The 20,035-nt window shown below is 69.3% G+C and carries 23 protein-coding genes; 13 read left to right on the top strand and 10 right to left on the bottom strand.

Features of this window, described 5'->3' with window-relative positions:
* Nucleotides 1–9: 9 nt before the first annotated feature.
* The gene (locus BST10_RS07345) at nt 10–519 is read right to left on the bottom strand and encodes a DUF2771 domain-containing protein (RefSeq protein WP_041317164.1); all 510 of its coding nucleotides are present in this window, start codon (nt 517–519) and stop codon (nt 10–12) included.
* A gap of 7 nt (nt 520–526) precedes the next feature.
* Complete coding sequence (locus tag BST10_RS07350) at nt 527–2,113, bottom strand: MFS transporter (RefSeq protein WP_109559435.1); 1,587 nt, start codon at nt 2,111–2,113, stop codon at nt 527–529.
* A gap of 222 nt (nt 2,114–2,335) precedes the next feature.
* Here BST10_RS07350 and BST10_RS07355 point away from each other — a divergent pair, with 222 nt between their 5' ends.
* The gene (locus tag BST10_RS07355) at nt 2,336–3,286 is read left to right on the top strand and encodes a DUF3027 domain-containing protein (RefSeq protein ID WP_235673535.1); all 951 of its coding nucleotides are present in this window, start codon (nt 2,336–2,338) and stop codon (nt 3,284–3,286) included.
* Here BST10_RS07355 and BST10_RS07360 read toward each other — a convergent pair.
* Genes BST10_RS07360 through BST10_RS07370 form a run of 3 tightly spaced genes read right to left on the bottom strand, consistent with a single transcriptional unit; the run spans nt 3,283 to nt 4,631 of the window.
* Entirely contained in the window at nt 3,283–3,801 is a 519-nt protein-coding gene (locus BST10_RS07360; protein ID WP_083037260.1) for a hypothetical protein, read from the bottom strand. The two genes, BST10_RS07355 and BST10_RS07360, sit on opposite strands and share 4 nt — an antisense overlap.
* Before the next feature lie 60 nt (nt 3,802–3,861).
* Nucleotides 3,862–4,320, bottom strand: a complete 459-nt coding sequence (locus tag BST10_RS07365) for an SRPBCC family protein (protein ID WP_013827747.1) — start codon at nt 4,318–4,320, stop codon at nt 3,862–3,864.
* 29 nt (nt 4,321–4,349) lie between these two features.
* The gene (locus BST10_RS07370; RefSeq protein ID WP_049792843.1) at nt 4,350–4,631 is read right to left on the bottom strand and encodes a DUF2530 domain-containing protein; all 282 of its coding nucleotides are present in this window, start codon (nt 4,629–4,631) and stop codon (nt 4,350–4,352) included.
* A gap of 39 nt (nt 4,632–4,670) precedes the next feature.
* Between BST10_RS07370 and BST10_RS07375 the strand changes: the two genes are divergently transcribed.
* Both BST10_RS07375 and BST10_RS07380 read left to right on the top strand, forming a co-directional pair.
* Nucleotides 4,671–5,498 (top strand): TrmH family RNA methyltransferase, encoded by an 828-nt coding sequence (locus BST10_RS07375; protein WP_083037261.1) that lies wholly within the window; start codon nt 4,671–4,673, stop codon nt 5,496–5,498.
* Nucleotides 5,495–5,770, top strand: a complete 276-nt coding sequence (locus tag BST10_RS07380) for a DUF2537 domain-containing protein (protein ID WP_083037262.1) — start codon at nt 5,495–5,497, stop codon at nt 5,768–5,770. The genes BST10_RS07375 and BST10_RS07380 overlap by 4 nt, the downstream gene beginning before the upstream one ends.
* Here BST10_RS07380 and sepH read toward each other — a convergent pair.
* Both sepH and serC read right to left on the bottom strand, forming a co-directional pair.
* Nucleotides 5,761–6,537 carry a septation protein SepH gene (gene sepH / locus BST10_RS07385; RefSeq protein WP_013827751.1) on the bottom strand — a complete coding sequence of 259 codons (777 nt, stop codon included), beginning with the start codon at nt 6,535–6,537 and terminating at the stop codon, nt 5,761–5,763. The genes BST10_RS07380 and sepH overlap by 10 nt on opposite strands.
* 113 nt (nt 6,538–6,650) lie before the next feature.
* Nucleotides 6,651–7,769 (bottom strand): phosphoserine transaminase, encoded by a 1,119-nt coding sequence (gene serC, locus BST10_RS07390; RefSeq protein ID WP_083037263.1) that lies wholly within the window; start codon nt 7,767–7,769, stop codon nt 6,651–6,653.
* A gap of 184 nt (nt 7,770–7,953) precedes the next feature.
* On the opposite strand from serC, the gene BST10_RS07395 reads away from it, so the two are divergent.
* Entirely contained in the window at nt 7,954–8,994 is a 1,041-nt protein-coding gene (locus BST10_RS07395) for an AurF N-oxygenase family protein (protein ID WP_205277362.1), read from the top strand.
* A gap of 20 nt (nt 8,995–9,014) precedes the next feature.
* The gene (locus BST10_RS07400; RefSeq protein WP_041317175.1) at nt 9,015–10,715 is read left to right on the top strand and encodes an FAD-dependent oxidoreductase; all 1,701 of its coding nucleotides are present in this window, start codon (nt 9,015–9,017) and stop codon (nt 10,713–10,715) included.
* A gap of 110 nt (nt 10,716–10,825) precedes the next feature.
* Here the strand turns inward: BST10_RS07400 and BST10_RS07405 are convergent, their stop codons facing one another.
* Nucleotides 10,826–11,941: a citrate synthase 2 gene (locus tag BST10_RS07405; protein WP_083037265.1), complete on the bottom strand. Its 1,116-nt coding sequence runs from the start codon at nt 11,939–11,941 to the stop codon at nt 10,826–10,828.
* An 85-nt stretch (nt 11,942–12,026) separates the two neighbouring features.
* On the opposite strand from BST10_RS07405, the gene pdxH reads away from it, so the two are divergent.
* From pdxH to arfC, 8 genes are all read left to right on the top strand, one after another.
* Nucleotides 12,027–12,686, top strand: a complete 660-nt coding sequence (pdxH, locus tag BST10_RS07410; RefSeq protein WP_264079637.1) for a pyridoxamine 5'-phosphate oxidase — start codon at nt 12,027–12,029, stop codon at nt 12,684–12,686.
* Between the two features lie 16 nt (nt 12,687–12,702).
* On the top strand, nt 12,703–13,974 hold the full coding sequence (locus tag BST10_RS07415) for an MFS transporter (protein ID WP_013827757.1): 1,272 nt from the start codon (nt 12,703–12,705) through the stop codon (nt 13,972–13,974).
* A 109-nt stretch (nt 13,975–14,083) separates the two neighbouring features.
* Nucleotides 14,084–15,379, top strand: coding sequence for a citrate synthase (locus BST10_RS07420; protein ID WP_013827758.1), 1,296 nt, complete (start codon nt 14,084–14,086; stop codon nt 15,377–15,379).
* Nucleotides 15,380–15,384: 5 nt separating this feature from the next.
* On the top strand, nt 15,385–15,753 hold the full coding sequence (locus BST10_RS07425) for an FKBP-type peptidyl-prolyl cis-trans isomerase (protein WP_013827759.1): 369 nt from the start codon (nt 15,385–15,387) through the stop codon (nt 15,751–15,753).
* Nucleotides 15,754–16,227: a channel-forming protein ArfA/OmpATb gene (gene arfA, locus BST10_RS07430; RefSeq protein ID WP_083037266.1), complete on the top strand. Its 474-nt coding sequence runs from the start codon at nt 15,754–15,756 to the stop codon at nt 16,225–16,227.
* A 100-nt stretch (nt 16,228–16,327) separates the two neighbouring features.
* Nucleotides 16,328–17,416 (top strand): channel-forming protein ArfA/OmpATb, encoded by a 1,089-nt coding sequence (arfA, locus tag BST10_RS07435; RefSeq protein ID WP_264079636.1) that lies wholly within the window; start codon nt 16,328–16,330, stop codon nt 17,414–17,416.
* Between the two features lie 12 nt (nt 17,417–17,428).
* On the top strand, nt 17,429–17,581 hold the full coding sequence (gene arfB, locus BST10_RS23235) for a channel accessory protein ArfB (protein WP_013827762.1): 153 nt from the start codon (nt 17,429–17,431) through the stop codon (nt 17,579–17,581).
* On the top strand, nt 17,581–17,925 hold the full coding sequence (gene arfC, locus BST10_RS07440; protein WP_083037268.1) for a channel accessory protein ArfC, sunset domain variant: 345 nt from the start codon (nt 17,581–17,583) through the stop codon (nt 17,923–17,925). The genes arfB and arfC overlap by 1 nt, the downstream gene beginning before the upstream one ends.
* A gap of 17 nt (nt 17,926–17,942) precedes the next feature.
* On the opposite strand, the gene BST10_RS07445 is transcribed toward arfC, so the two are convergent.
* Nucleotides 17,943–19,277: a HAMP domain-containing sensor histidine kinase gene (locus BST10_RS07445; RefSeq protein WP_013827764.1), complete on the bottom strand. Its 1,335-nt coding sequence runs from the start codon at nt 19,275–19,277 to the stop codon at nt 17,943–17,945.
* A 17-nt stretch (nt 19,278–19,294) separates the two neighbouring features.
* Nucleotides 19,295–20,005, bottom strand: a complete 711-nt coding sequence (gene prrA / locus BST10_RS07450) for a two-component system response regulator PrrA (RefSeq protein WP_013827765.1) — start codon at nt 20,003–20,005, stop codon at nt 19,295–19,297.
* Nucleotides 20,006–20,035 lie beyond the last annotated feature (30 nt).

The following is a 20,035-nucleotide window of genomic DNA, read 5'->3' on the forward strand; positions in this document are numbered from 1 at the left end:
CCGCCGCCGTCAATCCTGCCTTTGATCCCGCCACTGCAGCCCGACCGCCCATTCGGCGTGCGGCACCGCGAACTTCTCGTCGGTGTCACGATCGACGACCAGCGTGAGCAGCTGCACCACCAGACCGCGTAGCGGTCCGCGGTGCGGGTCGACGGTGGGGATGGTGACCGCCAGGGTGCTGCCCGGCTGATACATCTTGCCGGTGGCGTCGGCCGGATCGTCGTAGAGCCGCAGCAGCCGCCACGGCGCCCGCCCGATGACCGTGTCGACCGACAGTTGCACCGGATTCCGTTCGTCGACCGCGAGCGTGCCCTGCGCTTCGGTCAGCACGCACTCGTTGAGGTCGAGCACATCGCAGAACATGTAGGGCCCGGCGTGGGTGAGGCGCCCGTTGGAGTAGGCGCTGATCTGCGGCGGCGTCGGCTCGCCGCCGCGGCTGAACCACCAGGTGGCGAACCCGGCCAGCGCCGCCGTCGCCGCCACCAGCACCGTCACCAACACGGTCGTCACACGTTTCACCTGCTCATCACCCCTGTCTCACGGAATCGCGGCGGGCGCCGTCCTGTTCGATCAGCACCGGACGGTTGCCCCCCAGGCCGGGGATCAACGAATCGCCGTGGAAGGAAAGGATGGTCTGGGCCAGACCCGGGATCAGCAGTGCGGTGATCGCGGTGAAGCCCACCCACAGGTCGGTGTATACCAGCACCCCCAGCGCACCGCCGAGCACCCAGCACAGCTGCAGGGTGGACTCGGTGCGGCCGAACGCCGAGGCCCGCGACTCCTCGGGCAGGTCGTCCTGCAGCGCGGCGTCCAGCGATGCCTTGGCCACCGCGCTGGCGCCGGAGGTGACCAGGGCGGCGACGGCCGCCATCACCAGCGTCCCGGCCACCGCGGCCGCCAGCGCGACAGCGGTTACCGCCATGGTGCAGCGCACCACCAGTACCGCGGGGCGACCCAGTTGCAACCGGGCGCTGGCGAAGTTGCCGGCGAAGTTACCCACCCCGGCGGCCGCGCCGATCAGCCCCAGAATGCCCAGTTGCACCCAACCGTCGGCGTCGTGCTGTTTGGCCACGAACGCCGGGTACAGGAACAGGAAACCGACCATGGCCTTGATGGTGCAGTTGCCCCACAGGGCGGCGATGATGTTGCGCCCCAGCGGTTGGCGCAGCGGCTGGCTCAGCGCCCCACCGGCCCGCCGCACCTGCTCGGGCCAGCTGCGGGGCCGTTCGTCGAGGCGGTAGCTCAAGGTGGTCGGAATCTCGCCGGTGGTCACCTCGACCCACCGCGGGATCCGCATGGACAGCGCCGCCCCGGCCACCGACACCGCGACGAGCACCAACAGTGCCCCCGGTAGCTGCAGTAGCCGGGTGAAGACGTATTCGGCACCCGCGGCGACGCCGCCGCCGACGATCGTTCCACCGAGCAGCCCGAACATCGTCAGCCGGGAATTGACTCGCACCAGATCGATCGATGGCGGCATCACTCGGGGTGTCACCGCACTGCGCAGCACCGTGAACGATTTCGACAGCACCATCATGGCCAGCGCACACGGGTAGAGCACCCAGGATCCGAAGGTGCCCGCGACGCCGTCGTAGTTACCGATCAGCACCAGGGCCAGCGCGGTGCGCAGCGCGAAGGACATCGCGAGCGCCGCGCGCCTGCCGTGCTGCAGGCGGTCCAGCGCGGGACCGATCAGCGGCGCGACCACCGCGAACGGCGCGATCGTCACCAGGAGGTAGAGCGCCACCCTGCCCTTGCTCTCCCCGGCGGCCGCGGCGAAGAACAAGGTGTTGGCCAGCGCGACCGCCATCGCCGCGTCCACCGCGAAGTTGGCCACCACCGGCCACGTCAGCGCGGTCAGCCCGGATTTGTCGGCGCCGTCGGCGGTGGCGGCGCGCTGCACCAGCCCGTACATCCGAGATCCCATTTCGCGGCTACGGGCCGCGGCGGCCCGGGTCACCGTGACGCGGCCGGCGGTACCGGGATCGTCGGATGGGCGCTGCCGGCGCGGGGCCTCGGTGGTGTCATGCAGCGGCGGCAGGTAGCGGTTGGCGCTGGGCATCGGGTTGCGCTGCCGCTGGCCACCGGCGCTGTCGCTGGGGTAATTGGCCATGCCGGGGTGCTCGCCGGCCGAGCCGCCGCGGTGCCCCCGGCCGGCGGCCGAAATCGGACGGCGACGCCGGCCCGGGTCGGGGAGATCACGCCGCCGTGCAGACACACGTCGATTCTTCCCTATCATCGGCGCCCGGCCGCGCAGGCCGCGATCGTGCCTGCATGTGGCTGAGCAGGCCGCGCTGCGGCAGTATGAGGGGCGTAATTGAACGGAAGGACCCTTGTGACGTCTCCCGGCACAGAATCAGCCAGCGCGGCCATCGCGGTGCCCGCGGTGCTGGCCGCGGCCGTCGACGAGGCCCGCGCGGCCGTCGTCGAGTTCAGCGGCGCGGACACCGTCGGTGAGCACTTGGGCGTCGACTACGAGGACGCGACCGCCGCCACCCACCGGTTCGGCGCCGTGCTGCCCGGTTATCAGGGCTGGCAGTGGGCCGTCGTGGTGGCCGCCTTCCCTGGGGCAGCGCACTCCACGGTCAGCGAGGTGGTGCTGGTTCCGGGTCCCGGCGCGCTGTTGTCGCCGGAATGGGTGCCGTGGGATCAGCGGGTGCGGCCCGGCGACCTGGGTCCGGGAGATCTGTTGGCGCCGCCGGCCGACGATCCGCGACTGGTGCCGGGCTACACCTCCAGTGGCGATCCGGACCTCGACGAGGTGGCCGGCGAGCTCGGCCTGGGCCGGCGTTGGCTGTTGAGCCCGCTGGGTCGCGCCGAGGCGGCGCAACGCTGGCACGACGGCGACTACGGGCCGGATTCGGCGATGGCGCGGTCCACCAAGCGGGTCTGCCGAGACTGCGGCTTCTATCTGCCGCTGGCCGGTGTTCTCGGCACCGGGTTCGGGGTCTGCGGCAATGAGATGTCCGCGGACGGCCGGGTCGTCGACAGCGGGTACGGCTGCGGCGCCCACAGTGACACCCCGGTACCGGCGGGCACCGGCTCCCCGGTCCACGACCCCTACGACGACGGGGTGCTCGAGATCGTCGACGACGCTGAGGGTGCTGGCGATGCTGAGGCCACCGCGGCTCCGCCCGCCGAGGCACCGGCCGAAGCGGCCGAGGCACCGGCCGAAGCGGCCGAGGCACCGGCCGAACCGGTCGATCCGGCTGACGAAGCACCGGTTGAGGCCGAAGCCCCCGCCACCGAGACCGCCGCCGAACCGGGGGAGCCGGGCACCGGCTAGCCGAAGTTGAACAGGTACTCGCCCGGGATCACCACGGCCATCTCGTAAACGGTGTTGACCACCAAACCCGGCAGACCGAGGACGTAGTTGACGATGTCCTGCGGGATGGAGAACAACTCGCTGAAGGCCATCCCGAAGTCGAGGTTGACCAGACTGGTGATCAAACCTTCGACGTCATTGAACAGCGTGACCGGCAGGCTGAACAGGCTGTTGAAAAACCCTTGGGCCGCAGCGAATTCAGCGTTGATCAGCCCGCTGATGTCGAATGCCTCGGCCACCCCGGGGGTGTCGAAGGCCACGGCCTTGGCCGCCGCTGGAGCAGCGAAGGCCGCCGTGTCGGCCAGGGCGTCGAAGATCGTGTCGGCCGTCAGGGCCACCTCGGTGGAGACCCGGGCGAGCGCGTGAGCGCTGATCTCCGGTGTCGCCGCCACCGGGGCGAGGCCGGCGGCCAGCAGCACCGCGGTGGCTGCGACGCCGCTCAGCATCCCAAGGCTGGATGTCGCGGTCTCCACCATGTCCGGGGCTCCCTCCAGTTTCGCCGGTGACGATGGACGTTACCCCACTTGCGGGGCGCTTCAGCGGTTTTCGGCGGCCGCCTTGATCCGCTGCAAGGAGGCGTTCATGCCCTCGATCAGCTCGCGTTCGAAGGTGGGCGTCCCACCCATGAACTTGTCCACCAAGAACGCCGAGACCGCGGTGGTGTTGCCGTTTTCGACGTGCCGGCTCTCGGTGACCCGGGTGCCCTCGGCGGTTGGCTCGAGTTCGTAGCTCCACACACTGTGGTTCTCGCTGACCCGGAAGGCCAGTTTGCGGTCCGGGACGTACTCGGTGATGACGGAGGTGGTGGGCCAGAACATTCGGCCCCGCCGATTGACGTTGATGGTGCGGGTGCCCGGCCGTACCGCGCCCAGCGGTTTCATCCACCGGCACTGCGGGCTCCACTCCGGCATTCGCCGGAAGTCGGAGATCAAGTTCCAGACCTCGGTGACCGGCGCCTTGATGTCGATCTCTGCCTTCAGCAGCGGAGCTGCCATCTCGTTCCTCCTTGAATCGGCCGCAACTTCTATTCGTGTTCCAGTCCGGTCTGGGCGCCGCGCGCGCCGCGCCGCGCCGCGGTGCGCTGCAACAGAAAGATCGTGGTGCCCAGTGCACCGACCCCCAGCCCGGCCACACTCACCGGCCGCCACGACTCCAGTGCCGGAATCGCGAACGCCGCGATGGTCGCGCAACCGAAGCCGGCCGCCCCGGCGCCGATCACCGGCCAGGCCCGCAGCAGGGCGGTCGGCAACGGCGGCGGCTCGGGGGAGGGCTCAGTCGGAGGCTCAGGGATCGGTTGGGGGGTCATCGCCGTTGACGTTAGCGCCTCGCCGGTAATGTTCGGCCAGTGGCCAGGGTCCTCGACGTCGTCGATATCGACGATCCGCGCGATTCCCGGTTGGACGATTTCCGCGACCTGAACAGTGTCGACCGCCGCCCGGACCTGCCCACCGGTAAAGGGCTGGTGATCGCCGAAGGCGTGCTGGTGGTGCAGCGGATGCTCGTCTCGCGGTACTCGCCGCGGGCGCTGCTGGGCACCGACCGCCGGCTGGTGGAGTTGGCGGACGATCTGGCCGTTGTGCCCGACGTGCCCTACTACCGGGTGAGCGCGGAGGTGATGGCCGAGGTCGTCGGATTTCACCTCAACCGTGGTGTGCTGGCCGCTGCGTCGCGGGTGCCCGAGCCGACGGTGACCGATGTGGTTGCCGATGCCCGCACCATCGCGGTGCTCGAAGGTGTCAACGACCACGAGAACCTGGGCTCGATATTCCGCAACGGCGCCGGCCTCGGAGTGGATGCGGTGGTCTTCGGCAGCGGCTGCGCCGATCCGCTGTACCGGCGCGCGGTGCGGGTGTCGATGGGGCATGCCCTGCTGGTCCCGTTCGCCCGTTCGGCGGACTGGCCGGCCGATCTGGCCATGCTGCGCGACCGCGGGTTCCGGCTGCTGGCCATGACACCGGACCCGCGCGCCGACGCGCTGTCGACGGCCATGGCGAAGGTGCACGACGACCCGGTGGCGGTGCTGGTCGGCGCGGAGGGGCCGGGACTGTCGGAGCAGGCCATGCGGGCCAGTGACCTGCGAGTGCGCATCCCGATGTCGCGGGGCACCGACTCCCTCAACGTGGCGACCGCCGCGGCGCTGGCCTTCTACGAGCGCACTAGGCTGCCGGCATGACGCCCAGCCAGACCACGCCCTGGGCGACCGGGTTGACCGTGGCGGCGTTCGTCGCGGCGGTGTCGGGGACCGCGATCGCGGTGCTGAGCCTGGGGCTGATCCGGGTGCACCTGGCGGTGGCCGTCGTCCTCAACCTGATCGCGGTGGGCGGACTGGCGCCCACGGTGTGGGGCTGGCGACGCACCCCGGTGCTGCGCTGGTTCGCGCTGGGCGCCGGACTCGGGGTGGCGGGGGCGTGGCTGGTGACGCTGGCGCTGGTTGCTCAGCGCTGACCGCTGGAGCGCACCCCGAGCAGCACATCCTCCCATCCCGGCACCGCGGGCTTGCTGCGGCGGGCGCGGGCCGTCGGGCGCGGCGGGGCAGGCGCTTCTTCGGTCGCGGGTGCGGCGGCCGGCTCCTCGAAGTCCAGCTGGGCGACCGCGGCGACCGGTCGCAGCTGCCGGTCGAAGTCGGGGTCGATGAGCTCCATCGCCGGATCATCGAGGGCGGTCACCGTTCCCCCGTGCGCGCCGGGGGCGAACCAGAAGTGGGCGACGTTGTCGGAACGGCCGGCCTTCCAGGCCAGCTGAACCGTCCAGCGTCCGTCGTCGTTGCGCCAGGCGTCCCAGCTGCTCTGATCGGGGTTGAGGCCGCGGCTCATCAGCGCGCTGGTGACGACCTCGAGCAGGGTGGGCACGGCCGGCCCGTCGGCCAGTACCGGGTGAGCGGCGGCGGCCAGTTCCGCGGCTCGGGAGCGCTCCAGCAACACCGGGTGGGCGAACCGCTCCACCCGGGAGACGTCGACACCGGCCGCTGCGGCCACCTGCTCGACCGACGCACCGGCGCGGATGCGGGCCTGAATGTCCTTCGGGCGCAGCATGCTGATGCCCAGGTCGATCTGGGTCTGCCCGACGCGGCTGGCCTCGCCGCGCACCGCGCCGCGCAGCCGGTCGTCGATCCGCACCCGGAACATCTCGGTGCTGTCATCGTCGTCGCCGACGCTCTCGCAGATGATGTGCTTGCCGTCGGCGTCGAGGCCGATCGCCCTTAGTTCCCGCATGACTTCTCCTTGCGCAGGCCCGGTTAGCTGCGGACTTTAGTGCAGTGAGCGGCCCGGACGGCGGTGACACGCTGGGGTTATAACGACTTGGTCACGAGAGGCCGGAGCCGCGCTCAGAGCCTCTCCACCACGAAGTCCACGCACTGGGTCAGCGCACTGACGTCGTCGGGCTCCACCGCCGGGAACATCGCCACCCGCAACTGGTTGCGGCCCAGTTTGCGGTAGGGCTCGGTGTCGACGATGCCGTTGGCCCGCAAAATCGCGGCCACGGCACCTGCATCCACGGAGTCGGTGAAGTCGATGGTGCCCACCACCTGCGAGCGCAACGCCGGGTCGGCGACGAACGGGGTGGTGAACGGCCGGGACTCGGCCCAGGAGTACAGCCGCTGCGACGAATCCGCGGTGCGCTTGACCGCCCAGTCCAACCCGCCGTTGCCCAGCAGCCAGTCCAGCTGCTCGGCCAGCAGCGCCAGCGTGGCGATCGCAGGGGTGTTGTAGGTCTGGTTCTTCGAGCTGTTGTCCACCGCGATCGGCAAGGACAGGAATTCGGGCACCCAGCGGCCCGAGGCGGCGATCGCCTCGATGCGCGCCAGTGCGGCCGGGCTCATGATCGCCAGCCACAGCCCGCCGTCGGAGGCGAAATTCTTCTGCGGCGCGAAGTAGTAGGCGTCGGTCTCGGTGATGTCGACGGGCAGACCGCCGGCGCCGGAGGTCGCGTCGATCACGATCAGTGCCTCGCCGGCGTCCTCGGGCCGGCGCACCGGTACCGCCACGCCGGTCGACGTCTCGTTGTGCGCCCAGGCGATCACATCGACAGACGGGTCGGATGTCGGCTCCGGGGCGCTGCCGGGCTCGGCCTTGATGATGATCGGATCGCCCACGAACGGGTTCTTGGCCACCGCCGAGGCGAACTTCGCGCTGAACTCGCCGTAGGTCAGGTGCAAGGAGCGCTGGTCGATCAGCCCGAATGCGGCCGCGTCCCAGAACGCGGTGGAGCCGCCGTTGCCCAGTACCACCTCGTAGCCGTCGGGCACCGAGAACAGCTCGCGCAGACCGCTGCGGACCCGGCCGACCAGGTTCTTGACCGGCGCCTGCCGGTGCGAGGTCCCGAACAGCGGCGCCGCGGTGGTGACCAGCGCGTTCAGCTGCTCCGGCCGGACCTTGGACGGCCCGCAGCCGAACCGTCCGTCGGCGGGCTTGATGTTGTCCGGGATCGTGAGCTGCTCAGCCATGGCCCCTAGCGTAGACAGCGGACCGCTACGCCTCGCACGGCAGGTTTAACGTGATGCGGATCACATGGAACACTCGACACGTGTCAGGCCCACAAGCCGTCGGAGGCTCTGGACGGGTAGCCGATACCTGCGGTACCGTTATACATAACAAGGCCAAATGTAAACGTCAGTGGGGGTGTCTCCGATGGCTCAGAAAACGGCTCAGAAACCCGCCCGAACCCGCATCGTGCGGCGGTGGCGGGCCAACATGGACGTGTCCGACGACACCGCATACGTCGACATGCTCAACACCCTGTCGGAGGGCTCGGTACGGCGCCACTTCAACCCGTACCTCGACATCGATTGGGACAGCCCGGAATTCAAGGTGTTCGAGAATGACCCGCGGTGGATTCTGCCGGCCACCGACCCGCTGGGCAAGCACGCCTGGTATCAGGCGCAGCCCGAGGAACGCCAGATCAAGATCGGAATGTGGCGTCAGGCCAACGTGGCCAAGGTCGGCCTGCACTTCGAGTCCATCCTGATCCGCGGCCTGCTCAACTACGCGTTCTGGGTGCCCAACGGCTCACCGGAGTACCGGTACTGCCTGCACGAGTCGGTCGAGGAGTGCAACCACACCCTGATGTTCCAGGAGATGGTGAACCACATCGGCGCCGACGTGCCCGGCATGCCACGGTTCCTCAAGTGGCTGGCGGCGTTCATTCCGCTGGTCGCCGGCCCGCTGCCGATCCCGTTCTGGTTCGGCATCCTCGCCGGCGAGGAGCCCATCGACCACATTCAGAAGGACATCTTGCGCGAGGGCAAGACGCTGCACCCGATCATGGAGAAGGTGATGGCGATCCACGTCGCCGAAGAGGCGCGGCACATCTCGTTCGCGCACGAATACCTCAACAAGCGTGTTCCGAACCTGCCGCGCCGCAAGCGGTTCTGGCTGTCGCTGTTCGTGCCGGTCACCATGCGGATCCTGTGTTCGGCGATCGTCGTTCCGCCGAAGGCGTTCTGGCAGGAGTTCGACATTCCGCGTTCGGTGCGCAAGGACGTATTCTTCGGGTCGGCCGACGCCCGGCGGATGCTGTCGGACATGTTCGCCGACGTGCGGATGCTCTGCCACGACACCGGGCTGATGAACCCGGTCGCCAAGCTGATCTGGCGGATGTGCCGGATCAACGGGGCGCCGTCGCGCTTCCGGGCCCAGCCGCAGCGCGCGCACCTGTCGCGCGTCGCATAAGTCAGCGAACCCGCCGCCTCATGCCGCACGTCATCAGCCAGGCATGCTGTAACGACGCGTCCTGCGTGTTCGCCTGTCCGGTCTACTGCATTCACCCCAGCCCGGACGAGCCGGACTTCGCCACCACCGAGATGCTCTACATCGACCCGGACGCCTGCGTGGACTGCGGCGCCTGCGTCCGGGCCTGCCCGGTCGACGCGATCTACCCCGATACGCAGCTACCGGCGCAGCAGCTGCCGTTCATCGAGATCAACAAGTCGTACTACCCCAAGCGCCCCGAGGGCGTGAAGCTGCCGCCGACGTCCAAGCTGGCGCCGATCCTGCCGGCCGCCGAGGTGCACCGGCGCGGCAAGTATCCGCTGACGGTGGCCATCGTCGGCTCCGGGCCGGCCGCGATGTACGCCGCCGATGAACTGCTGACCCAGCCCGGTGTGCTGGTCAACGTGTTCGAGAAGCTGCCCACCCCCTACGGCTTGGTGCGCGCCGGGGTCGCCCCCGATCACCAGCACACCAAGCTGGCCACCAAGCTGTTCGACGAGATCTCCTGGCGGCGCGGCTTCAACTTCTTCCTCAACGTCGAGGTGGGCAACCACCTGCGCCACGCCGACCTGCTGGAGTATCACCACGCCGTGCTCTATGCCTCCGGTGCGCTGCACGACCGACGGTTGGAGATCGACGGCATGGGACTGCCCGGCACCGGCACCGCCACCGAGGTCGTCGGCTGGTACAACGGGCATCCGGAGTTCACCGACCTGCCGGTCGACCTCGGCCACGAGCGGGTGGTGATCGTCGGCAACGGCAACGTGGCCCTCGACGTGGCCCGAATCCTCACCGCCGACCCCGACAAGCTGGCCGGCACCGACATCGCCGACAACGCGCTGGCGGTGCTGCGCGACTCCCGGGTGCAGGAAGTGGTGATCGTCGCCCGCCGCGGCCCGATCGCCTCTGCGTTCACCCTGCCCGAACTGGTCGGGCTGACCCAGGCCGCCGAGGTGGTGCTCGACGCCGAAGACCACGCCCGGGTACGTAACGACCTGGCGACCGTGCGCGACACCTTCACCCGGCAGAAGCTGGAGATCCTGGCCAAACTCGGCAGTGTTGACAGCGCCTCCGCGCGATCTACCAAGCCGCGCATCCGGTTCGCTTACGAGCTGACCCCGGCCCGGGTGCTCGGCGAAGAACGGGCCACCGCAGTCGAATTCACCGTGACCGGCACTGACGAGCTGCGTAGGCTCGAGGCCGGCCTGGTGCTGACCTCGATCGGCTACCACGGCACCCCGATCGCCGACCTGCCGTTTGACGACGCCGCCGGGGTGGTTCCCAACGAGGGCGGCCGGGTGGTCGACCCGGTCACCGGACAGCCGGTTCCGGGGGCGTATGTATCCGGGTGGATCAAGCGTGGCACCAATGGTTTCATCGGCACCAACAAGTCCGATTCGCTCAAGACGATCCAGAGCCTGGTCGCCGATTACAACGCCGGTCAGCTCAGCGAGCCGATCGGCGGGCCGCGCGCGGTCGCCCGGATGGTGCACGCCCGCCGGCCCGAGGTGATCGACGCCGCCGGCTGGAAGGCCATCGACAGGGCGGAGATCGCGCGCGGTCAGGCGCAGAACCGGCCGCGGGTCAAGTTCACCCGGGTGCCCGACATGCTCGACGAGGTGGCGGACCACTCCGACGTGCCATTGCTGCAGAACCTGCTCAGCGCCTTGCGGCGCCGCTGAACCCCGCGTGCTTGGGGCGCGCGCCTGGGCCCGCCGAACGTGTAGTCACTGCGAAAAATCGCGCAGCAGTTCGCAGTGGTTACACGTTCGGCGCTGACATCCCGTTCGGGTCAGCCCTTAGGGGGCCGATCCCAGCCGGCCACCGACTCCGCGCCGCGCGGCCCCGGGCCGACGTAGATGGCCGACGGGCGCACCAGCTTGCCCAGGCGCTTCTGCTCCATGATGTGGGCGCACCAGCCCGCGGTACGCCCACAGGTGAACATCGCCGGCATCATCGCCGGGGGCACTTCGGCGAAGTCCAGGATCACTGCCGCCCAGAACTCCACGTTGGTCTCGATGGCCCGGTCCGGCCGGCGCTCCCGCAGCTCGTCCAGTGCCGCCTGCTCCAGGGCTGCGGCCACCTCGTAGCGGGGCGCGGCCAGCCGTTTGGCGGTGGCGCGCAGCACCCGGGCGCGCGGGTCCTCGGCGCGGTACACCCGGTGGCCGAAGCCCATCAGCTTCTCTTTGCGGTCCAGGATGCCCTTGACCACCGCGCGGGCGTCCCCGGAGCGCTCCACCTCTTCGATCATCGGGATCACCCGGGCCGGAGCGCCCCCGTGCAGCGGGCCGCTCATCGCACCGATCGCGCCGGACAGCGCCGCGCCGACGTCGGCGCCGGTGGAGGCGATCACCCGGGCCGTGAACGTCGAGGCGTTCATGCCGTGCTCGGCCGCCGAGACCCAGTAGGCGTCGATCGCCTCGATGTGGGCCGGGTCGGGCTCGCCGCGCCAGCGGGTCATGAACCGCTCGGTGATGGTGGCGCAGCCGTCGATGGTCTGCTGGGAGACCGGTGGCTGTGAGCCACGCGCCGATTGAGCGACATAGGAAAGCACCATCACCGCCGCGCGCGCCAACTGATCGCGTGCGGTGGCGTCATCGGTGTCCAGCAGCGGCTGGAATCCCCATTGCGGGGCCAGCATGGCCACCCCGGCCTGGGCGTCGACGCGGACGTCGCCGGTGCGCACCGACAGTTCCAGCGGCTCGGCGGGTGCCAGGGGGCGAGTGAAGTCGCCGTCGACCAGCAGGGCCCACACGTCGCCGAAGCTGACTTTTCCGGCCAGGTCCTCGATGTCGACACCGCGGTAGCGCAGCGCGCCACCATCCTTGTCGGGTTCGGCGATCTCGGTGGTGAACGCCACCGTGCCCTCCAGGCCGGCAACGAAATTCTCCGGGACTGCAGCAATCATGTGTTGGATTGTCCCACCCCGGCACCCGGCAGTTCCTACCGGCTGGTAACGCCGGCTGGACCGGACCGCGGCGTAGCGTTGGGCGGTGCACAGGACAGGCCCCGACAACGAGCACCTGGCGGCGATGCGAGTGGAATACCGGGAGAAGGACAACTGCGGCGACCTCGACGTGGACTGGCTCGAGGACGGCTGGCAGGTTTTGCTGCGCAACTGGATCGGCGACGCCGAACGCGCCGGGATCGCCGAACCCAACGCCATGGTGCTGGCCACGGTCGAAGACGGCCGGCCGGTCAGCCGCTCGGTGCTGTGTAAGAACCTCGACGAGCACGGCGTCACCTTCTTCACCGACGACGGCTCGGACAAGGCGGTCCAGCTGGCGGCGACACCGTACGCGTCGGCGACGTTCCCCTGGTATCAACTGGGCCGCCAGGTCCATATCCGCGGCCGGGTCACCAAGACCGACGCCGCGATCCCGGCCGAATACTGGGTGAACCGACCGCGGGCTTCGCAGCTGGGTTTCTGGGCGTCGCACCAGTCGCAGCCGATCACCTCGCGCGCGGCCCTGCTCGATCAGCTCGTCGAGGTGACCGCCCGGTTCGCCGACAGCGACGACGTTCCGGTCGCGCCCAGCTGGGCCGGTTATGTCATCGCGCCAGAGGTGGTGGAGTTCTGGCAGGGCCGAGAAGGTCGGCTGCACAATCGGATTCGGGTGAGCGGCGGGCGCATCGAGCGCCTGCAGCCGTGATCTCGGGTCCGCTGCGGTGAGGCTGTTCGCCGACACCACTCCGCTGCGCAACCCGGACTTCCGGCGGCTGTGGCTGGCCGGGATTCCGACCGTCATCGGGGCGAACCTGACCATCTTCGCGGTCCCGGTGCAGATCTACGCGCTGACCGGCAGTTCGGCCTATGTCGGCTTGTCGGGCCTGTTCGCGCTGGTGCCGCTGGTGGTCTTCGGGCTGCTGGGCGGCGCCTGGGCCGACGCCATGGACCGCCGCAAGCTGCTGATCATCGCCTCCTGCGGGCTGGCGGCCGCCTCGCTGCTGCTCTGGGTGCAGGCGGTGCTGGGTGGCGACGTCTGGGTGGTGCTTTCGCTGCTCGCCGTGCAGCAGGGGTTCTACGCGGTCAATTCGCCCACCCGCGCCGCCGCCATTCCGCGGTTGGTGGCCGGCGGCGACCTACCGGCCGCCAACTCGCTGAACATGACCGTGATGCAGTTCGGGGCCATCGTGGGGCCGTTGCTGGCTGGGCTGCTGCTCGGCTGGGTAGACCTGCCCACGCTCTACCTGGTCGATGCTGTCACCTGCGTCTTCCCGATCTGGGCGACCTTTCGGCTGGCACCGATGCCGCCCGCCGGATCAACCGACGGCTCGCGTTTCGGGGTGGCGGCGGTGCTGGACGGGTTTCGTTACCTGGCCGGCAACACCGTGGTGTTGATGTCGTTCGTGGTGGACCTGATCGCGATGGTGCTGGGACTGCCTCGGGCGCTGTTCCCGCAGATCGCCGCCGTGGACTTCGGCGGACCGGTCGAGGGCGGCACCACGATGGCGCTGCTGGCCGCCGCGATGGCGGTCGGCGCGGTGGCCGGCGGGGTGTTCTCCGGATGGCTGCCGCGGATCAGCCGCCAGGGCCTGGCGATCGTCATCTCGATCGTGGTGTGGGGCGCGGCGATGGCCGGCTTCGGGCTGGCGGTCGCGCGCGCCGACGGGCATCCCGGCCCGGTGTTGTGGGTCGCGCTGGGCTTTCTGGCGGTCGGCGGCGCCGCGGACATGGTGTCGGCGGCATTCCGTTCGACGATGCTGCAGCAGGTCGCCTCCGACGAGATCCGGGGGCGGTTGCAGGGCGTGTTCACCGTGATCGTGGCCGGTGGGCCCCGCCTTGCCGATACCGTGCACGGGGCGGCCGGCGCGGTGGTGGGAACGGCCGCGGCCGCCGCCGGCGGCGGAGTGCTGGTGGTCGTCGGAGTGCTGCTCGCCGCACTCGCGGCACCGGCTTTCATCCGCTATCACCGGCCGGGACCGGCAGCGGCGCGATGACCGGCCCGTGATACTCGGCCCCGGGCGGGCGCTCCGCCCCGGAACCGACTACCTTTTCCTATACACGCTCCGAACGACTGGTCAGCCGAATAGTGCAAAGGGGTTCCTTGTGGCCGCTACCGACGACACCGCCACCCTGAAGTACCCGGGAGGCGAGCTAGAGCTGCCGATCGTCCACGCCACCGACGGGTCCGATGCGCTGGCCATCGGTTCGCTGCTCGCCAAGACCGGCTACACCACATTCGACAACGGCTACGCCAACACCGCGCCGGTCAAGAGCGCCATCACCTACATCGACGGCGATGCCGGCATCCTGCGCTACCGCGGCTACCCGATCGAGCAGCTCGCCGAGAAGTCCACCTTCATCGAGGTCAGCTACCTGCTGATCTACGGCGAACTGCCCACTGCCGAACAGTTGGCGACCTTCACCGGCAAGATCCAGCGGCACACCATGCTGCACGAGGACCTGAAGCGGTTCTTCGACGGCTTCCCGCGCAATGCCCACCCGATGCCGGTGCTGTCCAGCGTGGTCAACGCGCTCTCCGCCTACTACCAGGACTCACTGGACCCCTCCGACAACGAGCAGGTCGAGGTATCGACCATCCGGCTGCTGGGCAAACTGCCCACCATCGCCGCCTACGCGTTCAAGAAGTCCGAGGGGCAGCCGTTCCTGTACCCGGACAACTCGCTTTCTCTGGTGGAGAACTTCCTGCGGATGACCTTCGGCCTGCCGGCCGAGCCCTACGAGGTCGACCCCGAGGTGGTGCGGGCACTCGACATGCTGTTCATCCTGCACGCCGACCACGAGCAGAACTGCTCGACGTCGACGGTGCGGCTGGTCGGCTCGTCGCGGGCCAACCTGTTCACCTCGATCTCCGGCGGCATCAACGCGCTGTGGGGCCCGCTGCACGGCGGCGCGAACCAGGCGGTGCTGGAGATGCTGGAGCAGATCCGTGACCAGCACGGCAACGTCGGCGACTTCGTCAAGAAGGTCAAGAACCGCGAGGACGGCGTCAAGCTGATGGGCTTCGGCCACCGGGTCTACAAGAACTACGACCCCCGGGCGCGCATCGTCAAGGAGCAGGCCGACAAGATCCTCGGCAAGCTCGGCGGCGACGACGAACTGCTCAACATCGCCAAGGATCTCGAAGAGGCCGCGCTGACCGACGACTACTTCATCGAGCGCAAGCTCTACCCGAACGTCGACTTCTACACCGGCCTGATCTACCGGGCGATCGGCTTCCCGGCCCGGATGTTCACCGTGCTGTTCGCGCTGGGCCGGCTGCCCGGCTGGATCGCGCACTGGCGCGAGATGCACGACGAGGGCGACTCCAAGATCGGCCGGCCGCGTCAGCTCTACACCGGTGCCACCGAGCGCGACTACATCACCATCGGCGGGCGGTAACCGCCGTGACGAAGCCGGGCAAGCCGCAGATCACCGTTCCGGCCGGCCCGCCGCCGACCGAGTTGGTCATCGAGGACATCGTTGTCGGGGACGGGGCCGAGGCCGCCCCCGGCGCACTCGTCAACGTGCACTACCTGGGTGTCGATTACGACTCCGGCGCAGAGTTCGACAGCTCGTGGAACCGGGGAGAACCGCTGGAGTTTCCGCTCGACGGGCTCATCGCGGGCTGGCAGGACGGCATCCCCGGCATGAAGGTGGGCGGTCGGCGCCAATTGGTCATCCCGCCCGAGCTGGCCTACGGCCCGGCCGGCACCGGTCATCAACTCGCCGGCAAGACGCTGGTGTTCATGATCGATCTGCTCGGCACCCGCTGAGTGCGCGCCCGGCTGGTGGCGGCGGCGCTCGTCGCGGTGCTGCTCGGCGCGACCGGCTGCGGGCTGCGGGACGCTTCGCCGGACGGCACTAATCCCGGCGCCGCAATGCCGGCGCCGCTGTCGGTGATCCGCCAGGGCAACGAGATCACCCTGAGCGGTGACGTGCCGGATCCGGCGGCCAAACGGGCGTTGTTGGACGCCGTGATCACCTCGGCCGACGATGTCACCGTCGTCGATCGGCTCGGCGTGACGCCGGGCGCCGCGACACCGGATTTCGCCGCGTCGGCCCCGGTATTCGAAGCGGCGGCGGTGATCGGGGATTTCGCGTTGCACGCCGCCGCCGACCGCGTGACGCTGGCCGGCACCGCGGCGAAGCCGGGCGAGGCGGTCGCCGTCGAGGCCGCGGCCCGCGACGCCTGGCCGCACATCGACATCGTCAATGAGCTCGGGATCAGCGCTCCCGGGACGCGGTAAGTCCGCAAAAATCGACTGAAGACCTCCGAGGGTCCGTCAGAGCTCCTACACTCGCGGTGTCCTGGGTACGAGGTGCTTTTTCGACCTTCGAGGAGGATCCATGCCGGGCTCCGAAAACCGGACCGCGACCGGCTGGCGAACGGAATCGCGCTTTTACCGTCGACCTCCCGGCCCCGGATGGCTGGTGGCCCTGGCGGCAATTCCGTTGCTACTGGCATTGATCGGACTGGGAGTGGCGGATCGAGAAAGAATCGACATCACCGCGGGCGACGCCACCTGGCCCGAGGTCCCCGTGCCGTCGCTTTCGATGCCGGCGGCGCCGGAGGCCAATACGCCGGGAATATCGTTTGCTCCGTTGTCGATTCTGCGTAACGGCAACGTCATCACCCTCAACGGCGACCTTCCCGACGTCGCCACGCGCACTGGATTGATCGAGATGCTCAAGGGGTTGTTCGGCAGCGGTGTGCAATTGGTGGACAACCTCAACATCAAACCGGGTGTCAAGGTGCCCGACGCCGCCGCCCTGGGATCGGTGTTCAAGGCCGCGGTGTCCATGCCGGACTTCAAGTTCAAGATCAGCGGTGGCACCGTCACGCTGATCGGTACCGCGGCTTCCGGTGCGGTCAAGTCGGCCGTCGAGGCGGCCGCGAAGGCGGCTTGGCCAAATCTGGTGATCTCCAACAACATTCTGGTCCTGCCTGATGTGCCGGAGGCCCCCGGCCCAGAGGTCCCGCGCCCCGAGGCCCCGAACACGCCCGCGGCGCCCGGCTCACCGGCTCCGAAACCGGTGCCGCCCAGCGCTTCACCGGCTCCTGACCCAGCCGGTGACTGCGGCAAGCTGCAAGCCGACGTCACCGCGTTGATGGCCACGCCCGTCACCTTCGTGACCAACGGTCACACCCTGTCGCCGGGCACCCGCCGACAACTGAGTCGGGTCGCGGAGACGCTCAAGGGTTGCCGCAGCGCCCAGGTGACGGTAAGCGGCTACACCGACAACACCGGCAACGACGGCATCAACGTGCCGTTGAGTACCGACCGGGCCAAAGCGGTCGCCGATTTCCTTGTCGCCCAGGGTGTCCCGGCGAGCAGCGTCACCGCCAAGGGGTTCGGGCCGGCCGACCCGGTCGCCAGCAACGCGACACCGGACGGCCGCGCACAGAACCGTCGTGTCGCGATCACGGTTAGCTAAGGAGGATCTCCGATGGATTTCGTCATGCAGTGGCTGTGGTATCTGCTGGCATTCGTGGTGGGTTCGGCGATCGCCTGGTTACTGACGATTGTTTCGATCCGCCGCACCAGCCGGGAGGACGCCATTGCGGCCCTGCCCGGCTCGCGTGAGATGGGAGCCGACTGATGCATGGCGTCAATTGCTGGCTGATGGGCTTGTCATTTCTGCTGGGGTTGACGCTGACATTCGCCTTCGCCATCTGGCGGGTCAAACGCGAGGTGCCGACGTCGACACCATCCGGTGGTGCCGCCGTCGCGGCTGCGCCCTACGGCGACGGATCGGCGCGGGCGGGCGGCGGTGGCAGCGGGCCGGCCGGTTGGACCATCAAAGGCAACGAGGACTCGATGCTCTACCACGGCCCGGACAGCCCGTCCTATGAGGCGACGATCGCCGAGGTGTGGTTCAAGGACGAGCAGACGGCCGCGGCGGCGGGCTTCCAGCGCTGGGACAGTCGGCGCGAGCAGACCTGACGCCCCGGCGGGTGCGCTCAGCGTGGCGGCGGCAGTCGCAGCATCAGTCGCACCCCGCCCATCGGGCTGTCCTCCAGGGTCGCTGTGCCGCCGTGCAGTCCAGCCTGCTGAGCCACCAGCGCCAGCCCGAGACCGGACCCGGAATGCGATGCCGTCGAACCGCGGGAGAACCGCTCGAACACCACCTGCCGCTCATCCTCGGGAACCCCGCTGCCGTTGTCGTCGATGGCGATCTCGACGCCCGCCCGGGAGGTGACCGCCGACAGCTGTACCTGGGTGGCGCCGCCGTGCTTGACCGCGTTGGCGATCGCGTTGTCCACCGCCAGCCGCAACCCGGCCGGCAGCCCGACGATGATGCAGGTGGGTGACGGCACCAGCGAGACGTTCAGGTCCGGGAAGACCCGCATCGCGTCGTGCGCCGCCCGGTCGAGCAGTTCGGTGATGTCGACCGGAACCTGATCGTCGGCCGTGGACAGTTCCCCCTGGGCCAGCCGCTCCAGGGCCGACAGGGTCGCTTCGATCCGCGACTGGGTGCGGACCACGTCGCTGAGGACTTCTTTGCGCTGGTCCTCGGGCAGGTCGAGCGTCGTCAGCACCTCGAGGTTGGTGCGCATGGCGGTCAGCGGCGTGCGCAGCTCATGCGAGGACACCGCGGCGAAGTCGCGCGCGGACGCCAGGGCCTCTTTGGTGCGGTCCTGTTCGGTCCAGATCCGCTGCAGCATGCCGCGCATCGCCTCGGCGATCTCCACGGCCTCGCTGGCCCCACGCACCTCGATTTCCGGTCGTTCGTCGCCGGCGTCGATCGATCGGGCCTGCTGGGCCAGCCGGCGCAGTGGCCGTACCGCGAACGCCGCCAGCAGCCAGCCCAGCACCGCGGCAGCGCCGATCGCGAACGTGCACAGCAGCAGCACCCGGCGGTGCAGGTTGTTGGTGTCGGCGATGGTGGCCTCGTAGGTGGCGCCGACCGCCAGTGACCGCGGACCCGGCCCGGGAATGTCGACGGTGCGCACCCGGTAGCGCACGCCGTCGATCTCGGTGTCGGCGTATCCCGCCTCCAGCTCCGGCAGCACCACCGCGGAGTTCGACGTCACCTCACCTGCCCGGCGCAGTGTGATCACGGCGTCGGTCCCACCTGCCGCGCGGGGCAGCTCGCCCAGGCCGATGAGCGGAACGGTCAGCCCGGCCGCCTCGTCGAGCCGACGGTCCAGCCAGTACTTGCGGTCGTTGGTGATCCCGACCCACACGATGGCGCCGATGATGACCGTCACGATCGCGGTGCCGATGGCGGTCGCCAGCACCACCCGGGTCCGCAGCGACGGGGTTCGAGCGAAGACGCGCCGCAGCATGTTCATGACGTTCATCGTGGTCCTCACTGCGTTCGCAGGACGAATCCGACCCCGCGGACGGTGTGCAGCAGCCGTGGCGCTCCGCCGGCTTCCAGCTTGCGCCGCAGATAGCCGATGAACACGTCGACGACGTTGGTGTCGGCGGCGAAGTCGTAACCCCACACCAGCTCGAGGAGCTGCGCCCGGGAGAGCACCGCGGTCTTGTGCTCGGCGAGCACGGCCAACAGGTCGAACTCGCGTTTGGTCAGGTCCACATCGACACCCTTGACCCTGGCGCGCCGGCCCGGGATGTCGACCTCCAGGGGGCCCACCGTGATGGTCTCCGACGACGAGCTGGCCGCCGACCCGCGCCGCCGCAGCATCGCCCGTACCCGGGCCACCAACTCGGCGAGCACGAATGGCTTGACCAGGTAGTCGTCGGCGCCTGCCTCCAGGCCGGCGACCCGGTCGTCGACCGAACTGCGCGCGGACAGCACGCAGACGGGCACGTCATCGCCCATCGCCCGCAGTGCCGTCACCACGCTGACGCCGTCGAGCACCGGCATGTTGATGTCGAGCACGATGGCGTCCGGGCGGGTCTCCTTGGCGCTGCGCAACGCTTCGGCGCCGTCGGCCGCCGTCGCCACTTCGAATCCGGACAGTCGCAGTCCGCGTTCCAGCGAGGCGAGCACATCGGAGTCGTCGTCGACCACCAGTACCCGGGGGGAGGCGGCAGCGTTGGCGGGATTGTTCATGGCCGCCATTTTGCCTGAACATTGCCATCA

The sequence above is a fragment of the Mycolicibacter algericus DSM 45454 genome (assembly GCF_002086455.1).
GTDB lineage: Bacteria > Actinomycetota > Actinomycetes > Mycobacteriales > Mycobacteriaceae > Mycobacterium > Mycobacterium algericum.

Bases quoted from the DNA above. Each gene is read 5' to 3' on its own strand.
- arfC (WP_083037268.1), top strand. From the start codon at position 17,581: ATGCATGGCGTCAATTGCTGGCTGATGGGCTTGTCATTTCTGCTGGGG.
- arfB (WP_013827762.1), top strand. From the start codon at position 17,429: ATGGATTTCGTCATGCAGTGGCTGTGGTATCTGCTGGCATTCGTGGTG.
- BST10_RS07400 (WP_041317175.1), top strand. From the start codon at position 9,015: ATGCCGCACGTCATCAGCCAGGCATGCTGTAACGACGCGTCCTGCGTG.
- BST10_RS07370 (WP_049792843.1), bottom strand. From the start codon at position 4,631: ATGACCCCCCAACCGATCCCTGAGCCTCCGACTGAGCCCTCCCCCGAG.
- sepH (WP_013827751.1), bottom strand. From the start codon at position 6,537: ATGCGGGAACTAAGGGCGATCGGCCTCGACGCCGACGGCAAGCACATC.
- prrA (WP_013827765.1), bottom strand. From the start codon at position 20,005: ATGAACAATCCCGCCAACGCTGCCGCCTCCCCCCGGGTACTGGTGGTC.
- serC (WP_083037263.1), bottom strand. From the start codon at position 7,769: ATGGCTGAGCAGCTCACGATCCCGGACAACATCAAGCCCGCCGACGGA.
- BST10_RS07350 (WP_109559435.1), bottom strand. From the start codon at position 2,113: ATGGCCAATTACCCCAGCGACAGCGCCGGTGGCCAGCGGCAGCGCAAC.
- BST10_RS07380 (WP_083037262.1), top strand. From the start codon at position 5,495: ATGACGCCCAGCCAGACCACGCCCTGGGCGACCGGGTTGACCGTGGCG.
- BST10_RS07360 (WP_083037260.1), bottom strand. From the start codon at position 3,801: ATGGTGGAGACCGCGACATCCAGCCTTGGGATGCTGAGCGGCGTCGCA.
- BST10_RS07405 (WP_083037265.1), bottom strand. From the start codon at position 11,941: ATGATTGCTGCAGTCCCGGAGAATTTCGTTGCCGGCCTGGAGGGCACG.
- BST10_RS07395 (WP_205277362.1), top strand. From the start codon at position 7,954: ATGGCTCAGAAAACGGCTCAGAAACCCGCCCGAACCCGCATCGTGCGG.
- arfA (WP_264079636.1), top strand. From the start codon at position 16,328: ATGCCGGGCTCCGAAAACCGGACCGCGACCGGCTGGCGAACGGAATCG.
- BST10_RS07365 (WP_013827747.1), bottom strand. From the start codon at position 4,320: ATGGCAGCTCCGCTGCTGAAGGCAGAGATCGACATCAAGGCGCCGGTC.
- BST10_RS07445 (WP_013827764.1), bottom strand. From the start codon at position 19,277: ATGAACATGCTGCGGCGCGTCTTCGCTCGAACCCCGTCGCTGCGGACC.